This is a genomic window from Glycocaulis albus (assembly GCF_014639075.1).
GTDB lineage: Bacteria > Pseudomonadota > Alphaproteobacteria > Caulobacterales > Maricaulaceae > Glycocaulis > Glycocaulis albus.
The window spans coordinates 191,477-202,396 of sequence record NZ_BMFS01000006.1; the positions used below are offsets into that span (position 1 = coordinate 191,477).

10 protein-coding genes are annotated in these 10,920 nt (G+C 63.9%); 7 read left to right on the forward strand and 3 right to left on the reverse strand.

The genetic code is table 11. From position 1 onward, the window contains the following. The first annotated feature begins 1 nt into the window (after position 1). Positions 2-802 carry an N-formylglutamate deformylase gene (gene hutG / locus IEV75_RS08305; RefSeq protein WP_188452115.1) on the forward strand — a complete coding sequence of 267 codons (801 nt, stop codon included), beginning with the start codon at positions 2-4 and terminating at the stop codon, positions 800-802. Beyond that, positions 799-2,478 carry a urocanate hydratase gene (gene hutU / locus IEV75_RS08310; protein ID WP_188452091.1) on the forward strand — a complete coding sequence of 560 codons (1,680 nt, stop codon included), beginning with the start codon at positions 799-801 and terminating at the stop codon, positions 2,476-2,478. Before hutG ends, hutU begins: the two co-directional genes overlap by 4 nt. On the opposite strand, the gene IEV75_RS08315 is transcribed toward hutU, so the two are convergent. Next, a complete protein-coding gene (locus IEV75_RS08315; protein WP_188452092.1) occupies positions 2,475-4,388 on the reverse strand; it encodes a tetratricopeptide repeat protein in 1,914 nt (637 codons plus the stop codon). The genes hutU and IEV75_RS08315 overlap by 4 nt on opposite strands. A gap of 334 nt (positions 4,389-4,722) precedes the next feature. Here IEV75_RS08315 and IEV75_RS08320 point away from each other — a divergent pair, with 334 nt between their 5' ends. Further along, positions 4,723-5,673: a class I SAM-dependent DNA methyltransferase gene (locus IEV75_RS08320; protein WP_188452093.1), complete on the forward strand. Its 951-nt coding sequence runs from the start codon at positions 4,723-4,725 to the stop codon at positions 5,671-5,673. Between the two features lie 21 nt (positions 5,674-5,694). Here the strand turns inward: IEV75_RS08320 and IEV75_RS08325 are convergent, their stop codons facing one another. Then, a complete protein-coding gene (locus IEV75_RS08325) occupies positions 5,695-5,901 on the reverse strand; it encodes a dodecin family protein (protein WP_188452094.1) in 207 nt (68 codons plus the stop codon). A 175-nt stretch (positions 5,902-6,076) separates the two neighbouring features. Here IEV75_RS08325 and IEV75_RS08330 point away from each other — a divergent pair, with 175 nt between their 5' ends. The 3 genes from IEV75_RS08330 to IEV75_RS08340 are packed head-to-tail and all read left to right on the forward strand — an operon-like array spanning position 6,077 to position 8,654. Continuing rightward, a complete protein-coding gene (locus tag IEV75_RS08330) occupies positions 6,077-6,775 on the forward strand; it encodes a fumarylacetoacetate hydrolase family protein (protein ID WP_233351804.1) in 699 nt (232 codons plus the stop codon). An 18-nt stretch (positions 6,776-6,793) separates the two neighbouring features. After that, positions 6,794-7,426 (forward strand): maleylacetoacetate isomerase, encoded by a 633-nt coding sequence (gene maiA, locus IEV75_RS08335; protein WP_188452096.1) that lies wholly within the window; start codon positions 6,794-6,796, stop codon positions 7,424-7,426. Positions 7,427-7,451: 25 nt separating this feature from the next. Further along, positions 7,452-8,654: a BaiN/RdsA family NAD(P)/FAD-dependent oxidoreductase gene (locus IEV75_RS08340; RefSeq protein ID WP_188452097.1), complete on the forward strand. Its 1,203-nt coding sequence runs from the start codon at positions 7,452-7,454 to the stop codon at positions 8,652-8,654. 4 nt (positions 8,655-8,658) lie between these two features. Here the strand turns inward: IEV75_RS08340 and IEV75_RS08345 are convergent, their stop codons facing one another. Then, positions 8,659-10,251: an ABC-F family ATP-binding cassette domain-containing protein gene (locus IEV75_RS08345; RefSeq protein ID WP_188452098.1), complete on the reverse strand. Its 1,593-nt coding sequence runs from the start codon at positions 10,249-10,251 to the stop codon at positions 8,659-8,661. 420 nt (positions 10,252-10,671) lie between these two features. Here IEV75_RS08345 and IEV75_RS14060 point away from each other — a divergent pair. Further along, positions 10,672-10,920 (forward strand): prepilin peptidase (locus IEV75_RS14060; protein WP_373290522.1); only part of this gene is annotated, 249 nt, incomplete at its 3' end.

Genomic DNA, 10,920 nt, shown 5'->3' on the forward strand with positions numbered 1-10,920 from the left:
GTTGAATCCGGTGAGCGTCAAAGAGGGGAGCAACCCGGTCGTCATCGCCGTGCCGCATGCCGGCGTCTGGTTGCCCGATGATGTGCGCGCGCGGCTGAATGCGAGGGGAGCGGCGCTCGCCGATACCGACTGGCATGTGGACCGGCTCTATGAGGGGCTGCTCCCCGGCGCGGCGATGGTGGTGGCCAATTTTCACCGCTATGTCGTTGATCCCAACCGGCCCCCCGACGGGGCGAGCCTGTATCCCGGCCAGAACACGACCGGGCTTGTCGCCACCACCGATTTTGACGGCGAGCCGATCTGGACCGAGCCGCCTTCACCGGACGAGGTTGCGGCGCGCGTCGCGGCGTATCACGCGCCCTATCATGCGGCCGTTTCAGCGGCGCTGGAGGCAGCGAAGGCACGCCATGGCGTGGCCATTCTCTATGATGCGCACTCTATCCGTTCGCGCATTCCCTTCCTGTTTGATGGCACGCTGCCAGACCTCTGCATCGGGACGGCGGACGGGGCGAGTTGTGCTGAAGCTCTGTGTGAAGCAGCGCTGGAAGTTGGAGCAAAATCAGCGCGCTATAGCCATGTGCTCAATGGCCGATTCAAGGGTGGCTGGACGACACGCCATTACGGCAAACCTGATACCGGCGTGCATGCGATCCAGGTGGAGCTGGCCCAGTCAGCCTATCTGCAGGCCGAGGCCGCGCCCTTTGCCTATGACGACAAAAAGGCCGCGGATTTGCGTTCCGTTCTTTCTGAAATCCTGCACCGGCTGGAAGAGCTGGCGCCCGATCTGAAGGTGACACCATGACCGGCACACGGCGCAATGCGCGCGACATTTATCCGCCCACGGGCACGGCGCTGAACACCAAAAGCTGGATGACCGAAGCGCCGCTGCGCATGCTGATGAACAATCTGCATCCAGATGTCGCCGAGAACCCGCACGAGCTGGTCGTCTATGGCGGGATCGGCCGGGCCGCGCGCAACTGGGAAGCGTTTGACGGCATTGTCGCGGCGCTTAAAGACCTGGGTGAGGACGAGACGCTGCTGGTGCAGTCAGGAAAGCCGGTGGGCGTGTTCCGCACCCACGCCGATGCGCCGCGCGTGCTGATCGCCAATTCCAATCTCGTGCCCCACTGGGCCAACTGGGAGCATTTCAACGCGCTCGATAAGCAGGGCCTGATGATGTACGGCCAAATGACGGCCGGCTCGTGGATCTATATCGGCACGCAGGGCATCGTGCAGGGCACGTATGAGACCTTTGCCGAGGCCGGCCGCCAGCACTATGGCGGTGATCTTACCGGCAAATGGATACTCACCGCCGGTCTTGGCGGTATGGGCGGGGCGCAGCCGCTGGCCGCTGTCTTTGCCGGCGCTTGCTGTCTGGCGGTGGAATGCGACGAGACGCGCATCGATTTTCGTATACGCACCAGATATCTGGACGAAAAAGCGTACACACTGGATGAGGCGCTGGAAAAGATCGCCCGCTGGACGGCAGCCGGCGAAGCGAAGTCCGTTGGTCTTGTTGGCAATGCAGCGGACATCTTCCCCGAACTTGTCCGCCGCATGGAGGCCGGTGAAATCCGGCCCGATATCGTAACCGACCAGACCAGCGCGCATGATCCGCTGCACGGCTATCTGCCGCAGGGCTGGAGCGTGGCGGACTGGCGCTCAAAGCAGGAAACCGATCCCAAGGCGGTGGAGCGCGCGGCCCGCGCCAGCATGAAGGCCCATGTCGCGGCGATGGTGGCGTTCCATAAAGCGGGCGTGCCGACGCTGGACTATGGCAACAATATCCGCCAGGTCGCGCTGGAGGAGGGGCTCGTCGATGCCTTTGCCTTCCCCGGCTTTGTCCCGGCCTATATCCGCCCGCTCTTCTGCCGCGGGATCGGCCCGTTCCGCTGGTGCGCGCTGTCGGGTGATCCTGAAGACATCCGCAAAACCGACGCGAAGATGAAGGAGCTGTTCCCGGAGAACGCCCATCTTCACCGCTGGCTGGACATGGCGGCGGAGCGCATTGCGTTTCAGGGCCTGCCGGCGCGCATCTGCTGGATCGGGCTGGGCGAACGCCACAAGGCGGGGCTTGCTTTCAACGCAATGGTGCGTTCGGGCGAGTTGAAAGCCCCCATCGTCATTGGCCGCGATCATCTCGATAGCGGCTCTGTCGCCTCGCCAAACCGGGAGACCGAGGCGATGAAGGACGGGTCAGACGCGGTCTCCGACTGGCCGCTCCTCAACGCGCTCCTGAACACTGCGTCAGGGGCGACATGGGTCAGCCTGCATCATGGGGGCGGGGTCGGGATGGGCTTCTCCCAGCATTCGGGCATGGTCATATGCTGCGATGGCAGCGAAGACGCTGACCGGCGGCTGGAGCGTGTGCTGTGGAACGATCCGGCGACCGGCGTCATGCGCCATGCCGATGCGGGCTATGACATCGCGCGGACTTGCGCGCGCGAGAACGGGCTTAACCTGCCGGGCATTCTCTAGCCGGAGAGCGCAGCGAGGCGCGCCTCAACGGCTTCCCGGTCAGCGGCGCTCAAATCCATGAGGGCAGCCTGTTGATACAGGTCCAGTGCCTGACGGGTGCGCCCGCGTGCCTCCTCGGCCTCGCCCCAGGCCAGATGGAGCGCACCCCAGTGCGGCGCGCGCTGGGCGGCCTGACGGTAGCGCCGTGTGGCAGCGCGGTGCTGGCCTTCCGCCGCGAGGACATCGCCCATTTCCTTCAACGGGTCGGCCCATTGCGGAATCTTGCGGTGCGCAGCGGCAAGCAGGGTCAGGGCGGCGTCAGCATCGCCTTGCCGGCGCCGGATATCGGCCAGAAAAAGTTCGCCATAGGCGAGTTCCGGTGCTCGCGCGATCAGTTGGTCAAAGCGGTGATCAACGGGCAGATCGCCAGCCAGCCCGTCGACATAGGCCCGTGTCAGATCGACAAAATAATTGCCGCCGGGCAGGTCTGTCAGCAACGCCCTTGCCGCGTCCAGCTCGCCGGCGCGGGCAAAGGCGACCGCCACGACGGGATAACGGCTGACCGTGACGCCGGGCCGGAACTCGTCGGGCACCGCTTCCATGGCCGCCTGCAGGGCAGGCCACTGCGCCTGCCAGGCGGGCGTGTCTTCCAGCTGTATATTGACGTCGAACGCAAAATCCTCAGCTGCCGGCCAGCCGGGCAACGCCTCGTACTCCGGCAGGCGTGAGAATACCTCTGTCCCGGTCGAGGTGTCGTACATCCAGATATGCGCGTAGGCGAGCTGCCAGCGGAGCTGATCTGCGCTATCCGGGCGGCGGCGTATGGCGTCGGAGATATAGCTGACGGCCTCCTGATACTGGTGGGACCGTACCAGCAGGTCGGCCTGCATGCCGGTAATCATCGCGTCACGTTCGCTGGCATTGTATTCGTCGCCGCCGCGCAGATGCTGCGTAGCCAGACGCATATGACGCAAGGCAGGCCCAGGCTCGCCGAGACCGTCATAAACTTGCGCGAGATTGGCGTGCAAAAGGCCGAAATCGCCGTAGAGCTCCAGCGCATTCTCGGCGATTGCGGCCGCCCGTTCCAGTTCACCATTTTCCAGATGCAAGCCGGCCAGCGCGGCAGCGGCCCAGCGGCGGTCAGTCGGGGTGCCGGTGGCGAGAAGGTTTTCAAACGCCTCACGCGCTTCTTCGGAACGCTGTGAATCGAGCAGGTAGACGGCATAGCGATAGGGCTGGGTCTGGGCGAAAATGGCGTCTGCAGCCTCGTCCAGTGCGGCGTAGATATCGCCGGTCTCCGCCATGATCACACGGGCAGGCTGGCCGCCGGCGCGTGCGGTGATGCGGTATCCTTCGCCCTCGCGGACCAGTTCGCCGGTAATGCGGATCTCTTCGCCGAGCCATGAGCGCAGGAAGCGCCAGAGCTCTCCTGCCGAGACCCCGGTCTGGGGGATCTCCACAGCCACCTCGTCTCCCCAGCTGTCCGCATAGGTGTTGGCCGCGCGCATGGACTGGGTATTGCTCTGCATTTCGGCCAGCCGGTCCAGCACGCGCGAGGCGACCGCGGCGCCGGTAAGGCCGCGCTCCTCCAGCGCTGGCGGAACGGAGAAGGGCTGAATGGTCAGTCCCCGGTACTGCGTGGCGCTCCACAATACGCCGGCAACGATGACGACAGCGGTAAATGCGGAAACCGCGGCGAGGATCATAAGGGCCGCGCCCGCAGCCTCGCGGGCGATCTGCCAGTTACGGTGCGTGACGTCTGACTGGATGAGCTTGGCCTGCCGCTCCAGCACGGCTCTCGCCATCGAACCCGGATTTTCGCCCAGTACATCGGCCCGCACCGCCATGGTCAGCGGGTCGGGCGTGGGCGGGATGTCATCCTGACCCGGGCCGGTAGCAGCCGGTTGGTATCGCGATGTCTTCTCGTCCATGATGTGCCCCGGCATTCCGTCAGTTTTGCAAACCAGATGGCGCCGCGCGGACCTGTCCGCGCGGTGCCTGGTGTTTACAGTCATGTCCAGCGCCGGGAAGGCTGGACACATAGGCGGAGGGAAAGTCTGGCAGGCCCCCGCAATTCCGGTTTGCACGCTATCCGCGTTTGTGCGTGCGCGTCCATAGTTCAGGCGCCGCCAAGCTGATTGACAGGGCCGGGGCGCGCTCGTAATGGCGAGGGCGATGCAGCAGCCCAACGGGCTGTGTGCAGCGCCCCGTCCGCCGCGTGATCCTTGCCGGGTAAATGAGCGGACTGCCTTGAAAGCTCGGACCATGACCGCCAAGCGGTTTTCCTCTGGCGACGCGGTGGCGGACCGCCGCGCCGGTTATGCCGCGCAGTTTGCAGCGCGTGGCGAGATTCAATCGGCCATCGACGTGCTCAAAAGCGCGCTGGAACTTGTGCCTGACTGGGTTGCAGGCTGGTTCCAGCTTGGCGAGTACTGCCAGACTGCCGGGCAGGGGCATGCAGCGGTTGAGGCGTGGGAGCGTGCGCTGCAGCTCGACCCCGCCGATGCGCTGGGAGCCAGCCTGAAGCGCGATCTGGCCCGTGCGGTTCCACTGGCAGAGTCGATGCCGCCGGCCTTTGTGGAGTTGCTGTTTGACCAGTACGCCCCCGATTTCGACAGCGCCCTGGTGGAGCGGCTGGGATATCGCGGTCCGGAAATACTCATGCAGCAATTGCTGGCGGGCGGATTCCGCCGCGCAGCCAGCGCGCTGGATCTGGGGTGCGGCACGGGCCTGATGGGGGAGGTACTGCGCGCGCATTGTGACCGGCTGGAGGGTATTGATATCTCGGCCGGGATGCTGGCTCAGGCGAAAGCGAAGGGGCTGTACGATGCCCTGCACAGGCGTGATATTGCCAGACTGGATGCCAGCGCAGCCTCTTACGACCTGATCGTGGCTGCTGATGTGTTCGCCTATCTCGGCGCGCTTGAACACGTTGTTGCGTGGTGCAGCCGCACGCTCGCTCCTCGTGGCATGTTGGCGTTCACCGTCGAGGCGGGCGAAGAAGATATTGTCCTGCGCGACAGCCGCCGCTTCGCGCACGGCAAGGCGTATCTTGGCGCGCTTCTGGAACAGGCGGGGTTTGCCGATGTCGGCATTCAGCCCTGTGTGGTGCGCCAGGACCAGGGCGCGGACATACGCTCTTACTGCGTTGTGGCCAGTCTGATGCCGCTGCGCCATGACCGCGAAGGTGATGGCGAGGCTGTTGAGACCGCTTAGGTCCGCGAGCCGGCCAAGGCCCTAGTCTTCGTCGAGGACGAAGGTGACGGCCATGTTCACGCGGAATGCGGTGACCTTGCCGTCATCCACGCTGAGATGCTTTTCCTTGATCCAGGCACTCTTGATGTTGCGGAGCGTCTTCGATGCACGGGCTATTCCCTGAACCGCGGCATCATCAAAGCTCTTGGCTGATGTTGCAGAAATCTCGGTTACGCGGGCGACACTCATAATGGCCTCCTCTGATTTGCTTGTCCCTGTGCAACGCCGCAGCCTCCTATCATGTTCCAGCGCTGCGAAACCGGCTGGCGCATGAGCCAGCCCCTCTTGCGCTTTCAGGCAGCGTCCTGTTCCTTGCCGCCAACCCCTTTGTGCGCACCGCGCCGGACCTGATGGGAGTATGCGTGTGACCCTTGTTTTTGAACCCAGCCCGCCAGTGCTGGCACCCGTCGCCGGCGGCCAGCAGTATCCTGTGCGGCGCCTGTTCTGTGTCGGGCGCAATTATGCGGACCATGCCCGCGAGATGGGCGCGGACCCGGATCGCGAACCGCCCTTCTTCTTCACGGCCTGGGCGGAAACGGTGGTGACAGGCGGTGGCGCAATCGCCTACCCGCCGAAGACCGCGAATTATCACTACGAGGCCGAGCTGGTCGTCGCGATCGGGAAGGCCGGCCGCAATATTCCCGCTGAGACGGCGATGGACCATGTCTATGGCTACGCGGCCGGGCTGGACATGACACGCCGCGACCTCCAGGCCGAAGCCAAGGCGCAAGGCCGCCCCTGGGACACCGCGAAGAATGTGGAACAGTCCAAGCCGCTGGGCCTGATCACGCCTGCCAGCGGCAGCTTTGATCCTTCAAAGGGGCGGATCGCCCTGTCGGTGAATGGCGCGGTACGCCAGGACGCGGATCTGTCGGACATGATCTGGCCGGTGGCAGATGTGATCGCGTATCTGTCCGGCCTGTACCGGATCGAGGCGGGCGACCTGATCTATACCGGCACGCCGGCCGGCGTCGGCCCGGTGGTGCCGGGCGATATGATAGAGGTGAGCATTGAGGGGCTCGAACCCCTGAATGTGACGGTCAGCGATCCGGCCAGCGCCTAGAAAGCACAGGGGACAATCATGATCCTGCATGGATATTTCCGCTCCTCAGCCGCGTGGCGCATCCGCATCGTGCTGGCCCTGAAGGGCATCGAGGCCGAACAGGTTTCCCACCATTTGCGCCTTGGCGAGCAGCGCTCTGAGCGCTTTCTCGCACTCAATCCGCAAGGGCTGGTACCTGCGCTTGAAACCGATGACGGCACGGTGCTCACCCAGTCACTGGCCATTATCGAGTATCTCGACGCGATACAGCCGCAGCCGCCTATGGTGCCTGCCGACCCGGTGAAGGCCGCGCGGGTGCGTGCCTTCGCGCTGGCCATTGCCTGCGATATCCATCCTCTGCAGAATTTGAGAATCCTGAAAAAAGTGTCGGCGCTGGCGGGCGATGACAAGGCCGGTCCGCGCTGGGCGGGCGAGGTGATCGCCGACGGACTGGCCGCGCTGGAGATCATGGCCGCGAAAGAGCCCGGACCGTTCTGCTTTGGCGATGCGCCCACCCTTGCCGATGTGTGTCTGGTGCCGCAGCTGGGCAATGCGCGCCGGTTTGGCGTGGATGTCGATGCCTTTCCGCGCTTGCTGGCGGCCGAGGCGGCGTGCCTCGCGCTGGATGCCTTTGCCAGCGCCGCGCCGGACAAGCAGCCTGACGCGGAGTAGGGCGTAACGGCAGGCAGCACGCTACATGGCAATCACGACAAAACCGGACAGCCAGTACGATGCACTGGTCATAGGCGCGGGCGCGGCGGGGCTGTTCTATGGCGCCCGTGCCGGTGAGGCGGGATTACGCGTGCTGGTCATTGATCATGCGGCCAAGCCCGCTGAAAAGGTGCGCATATCGGGTGGCGGGCGGTGCAATTTCACCAATATCCATACACGGCCGGAAAACTTCATCAGCGCCAATCCGCATTTTGCCAAATCGGCTTTGGCGCGCTTCACGCCGCAGGACTTTCTGGACCGCCTGGCCCTGCACGATATCGGCTGGCATGAGAAGACGCTGGGTCAGCTTTTCTGTGATGGCCGTTCCGGCGCGATAATCGACATGTTGCTGACAGAGCTGCGCGAGACGGGCGGGGAGCTGCGCCTTTCCACATCGATCAGCGAGGTAGCCAGAACGGACGCAGGCTTCGGTGTCATCACCTCGGGCGGTGTAGTGGAGGCCGAGCGGCTGGTGGTTGCCAGCGGGGGCCTGTCCATTCCCAAAATGGGTGCGACCGGACTTGCCTATGATATTGCGCGCCAGTTCGGCCACGGCGTGATCGAGCCGCGTGCCGCGCTCGTGCCCTTTGTGTTCGACGGGCGCCAGAAGGACGATTTCGCCTCCATTTCCGGCGTGGCCTGCCCGGTGCGCGCATCCAATGACCGGGCCGCGTTTGACGAGGCCATGCTGTTCACGCACCGCGGTCTCTCCGGTCCCGCCATATTGCAGATTTCGTCCTACTGGCAGGCGGGTGAGCCGGTGGTGATTGATTTGCTGGCGGGGCTTAACGCCGTCTCTGCGCTGACCGCCTTCAAGGCGGAACATCCCAGAAGATCACTCGCCAGCGCGATGGAAACCCTGCTGCCCAACCGGCTGGTGGCGCTTCTGCTGGAGCGCGGCGATATTCCGGACATGCCGCGCATGGCGGACATGTCTCACGCCGCCATCGAGGCGCTGGTGGAGGCCCTGTCGTGCTGGAGCGTCCGGCCCGCCGGCACCGAGGGCTGGCGTACGGCGGAAGTGACAGCCGGCGGCGTCAATACCGATGAGCTGTCATCAAAAACCATGGAAAGCCGGCTCGTGCCGGGGCTTTATTTCATCGGCGAGTGCGTCGATGTTACCGGCTGGCTCGGCGGGTATAATTTCCAGTGGGCGTGGGCTAGCGCACATGCCGCCGCGCAGGGGTGAGCCGTCACGCAGCCTTGGCGCGGTCGGCCTGCAGGATCAGCTTGCGGTAGTCGTTCAGATTGCCGTCATAGCGAGTGGCCCGGCCATCCTTGACCAGCCAAAGCTGGTCTGCCGTGCCTTCGGCCAGATAGACATCGTGGGTAATGAGGATGACGGCGCCGTTATAGTCGTTGAGCGCGTAGATCAGCGCTTCACGGCTGTCGATATCCAGGTGCGAGGTCGGCTCGTCGAGGATCAGGATATGCGGCTTTTCCATTGCCATCAGGCCGAGGAGAAGACGCACCTTCTCGCCGCCTGACAGTTTCTCGATGTTGGTTTCCACCTTCTCGTGGGCAAAGCCCATGGCGGCAGCGGCCGCGCGCTGTCTGGCGGGCGGTGTGCCTTCGGGCAACGCATCGCGCACATGGTCCAGCACCGTCTCGCCGGTCCGCAGCTCGTCCATCTGGTCTTGCGAGAAATAGCCGATGCGCAAGGAACGCGCTGCCGTGCGGTCACCCGCGATCAGCGGCAGGCGTTCGGCGATGGATTTGACCAGCGTTGTCTTGCCCTGACCATTGGCGCCGACAATGGCGATGCGGTCTTCCGGATCGAGGCGCAGATCGACGCCGCGGAGGATCACCGCGTCCTCGCCATAGCCCACCGACGCGCCGCGCAGCTGGAGCAGGGGCGCGGCCAGCTTGTCGGTAGAGGTGGGGAAGGAGAAAGGCACGGTGCGCTCGTCCAGCGGCACGGTGATCTCCTGCATCTTCTCCAGCATTTTCACGCGTGATTGTGCCTGGCTGGCCTTGGAGGCCTTGGCGCGGAAGCGGTCGATAAAGGCCTGCAGATGGGCGCGGTTGGCCTCCTGCTTGGCGCGCTGGCTTTCCAGGAAGGCTGTCTTCGCGGCGCGCAGTTTCAGCCAGGCATCATACCCGCCCGGCGAAATGGACAGCTGCTTGTGCTCCAGCGCCATGGTGTGGGTGACGCAGCGATTGAGCATTTCGCGGTCGTGCGAGACGATCAGCACGGTGTGCGGGTATTTCTTCAGATAGATCTCAAGCCAGGCCGCGCCTTCCAGGTCCAGATAGTTGGTCGGCTCGTCCAGCAAGAGAAGGTCCGGCTCGGAGAACAGCACGCCGGCAATGGCCGCGCGCATGCGCCAGCCGCCGGAAAACTCGCGCGTTGCCCGGTAGAGATCGGCGTCAGTGAAGCCCAGCCCCATCAGGACTTCCGCCGCGCGCGATTCCGCCGACCAGGCATCAATGTCGGCCAGACGCATGTGGATCTCGCCGATACGGTCCGGGTCCTGCGCGGTCTCTGCCTCCTGCATCAGGGCGTGGCGCTCGGTGTCGGTGGCCAGAACCACCTCGAGGATCGTTTCGTCTGACGGCTCGACCTCCTGCGCCACCCAGCCCAGACGGGCGCCCTTGTTCATGCGGATGGAGGTATCGGGCGAGGGCTTGACGATTTCCTCGCGGATCAGCTTCAGGAGCGTGGACTTGCCCGTGCCATTGCGGCCGACAAGGCCGACCTTCCAGCCAGCGGAAATCTGCGCAGAGGCATTCTCGAAAAGCGAGCGCGCGCCGATGCGGTAATCAAGGTTTGAGATCGTAAGCATGGGGGCCGTTAAACGATGCCAGCGCCCGGCGCAATGGGGGCGGCTGCGTGCCGGCAGCTGTGCAGGCCGGGAGTGGCTGGCGGAGAGGAAGTGAGCCAAATCGCTCCAGGGGCTTATAAAACGCAATAAATATCAAGAAACTATAAATGTCGATTTTTGTATTGTGCAGCAAAATGTACAGCAAATTGCGTAGCTGATTTCATGGCCATATTTGTGGCACCCATACGACCCGCAGCAAGTGATGCAGCGCTTGAGCGTCCCTGCTGGCACGTTTCACCAGTGTCAAATTTTTAGGGCCACCCTCTCTCGAGGGGGAGCTTGGCTAGCTCATTATCGCTGCCAGCCTACTGCTGATTGCGTCCCTGTTTGCGCTTTCGCGCTGGCTTCCTGGTCTTTGCAGGATTGACCTACGCCTATCGAATGAAGACCGGCCGTACGGCACTTGGTCTCGGTGACGCCAAACTGCTGGCCGCAGGCGGGGCCTGGTGTGGCTGGCAGATGCTTCCCCCGATCGTGACTATCGCCTCGTTGGGAGGACTCGCTTTCCTGACAATCAGGGCTGTTGTCGAGCGTCGAGAGTTTTCGCGCAGTACGAAAACCGCCTTTTGGCCGGTTTCTGGCTGGGGGTATTTTTGTGTCGTGGCTGCGAGTGCTAGGGGTGAGGGGCGG